Annotated in this window: 1 protein-coding gene; it reads left to right on the top strand. The window is 35.2% G+C overall.

The window, feature by feature from the left end; all coding sequences use genetic code 11:
* On the top strand, nucleotides 1–243 hold a 243-nt coding region (locus tag D1831_RS14735), incomplete at its 5' end, for a CAP domain-containing protein (RefSeq protein WP_225422909.1).
* Nucleotides 244–1,020: the final 777 nt, after the last annotated feature.

Genomic DNA, 1,020 nt, shown 5'->3' with positions numbered 1-1,020 from the left:
CCATACGCAGAACCGATAGCGAAAAAATTAGGAATTTGGGATAGCTATTATGGTGGCGAGAATTGCACTACGGCCGGGTTTGAAACAACCAATATGACAGTAGCAATGATGATATTTGATAATTATAAAAGCTCAGAAGCCCATTGGGAAAGTATTATGGCTGGTAGCATTTCAAAAATTGGTGTAGGTGTGTATAAATCATCAGATGTAACAATTTATAATGCTGTTGAATTAGGATTCTAGATTCATTAAAGAAAATTACAAAAAATGGTAGAACATACTAAAAATATAAGAATAATGGCAACGGTATGTCTATTGTTATGCACAAAAAATAGTGTTGATGGATGAAATCCATCAACACCAAATATCATAGAGCCGTTTAAGCACAGTGTGAAGCCATCCTATTCTGGTTGGCTTTTTTATTGACTTGTATAACTTAAATGCCGGTATGACGATGCTTTAAGACTACTGTTACCAATTAACGCTCACTAATATAAAACTAGCACACTGACCTTGACGTGCGATGACCGTTTGTCTGGGATGGTTATGTCAGCTTATACCTAAGCGCCCAGACAAGGTCTCACCAGGAGGGCACGTTTTATTCTGGATTGAATGTAACCTCCAGATAATCAGAATTATTAGTTTATGATATTTAACGAGTCGATATTAGTAGTTGAATGGTCAGACATGTTAGGCGTGACGGTCAGTTACAATTAATTTTAACTTTTGATCAGCATTCCTGCATTCCTACACGGCCTAACTTCAGGATTGTAGACTTTGCTCAACAATAAAAGGTTAAGAAATTCTCAGAATTAAAGACAGATTGATAAAAGTAATAACCTTTTTGCAGAAATAAGTAGTTTGAATGCAATTGAGATGTGGCTGTAATTGTTAATTTGACCTAGATTTATTTAATAATAGGGGTATTATCTAATTGAACCATAATTTTATTTATTAAAGGGGGTATTTGTTATGAACTTGGTTACCAAGTTAGGGGTCGTAACGTTAGCAGCAATCACG

This window comes from Lactiplantibacillus garii, assembly GCF_003885105.1.
GTDB lineage: Bacteria > Bacillota > Bacilli > Lactobacillales > Lactobacillaceae > Lactiplantibacillus > Lactiplantibacillus garii.
This window is presented reverse-complemented; position numbering and strand designations above follow the sequence as displayed.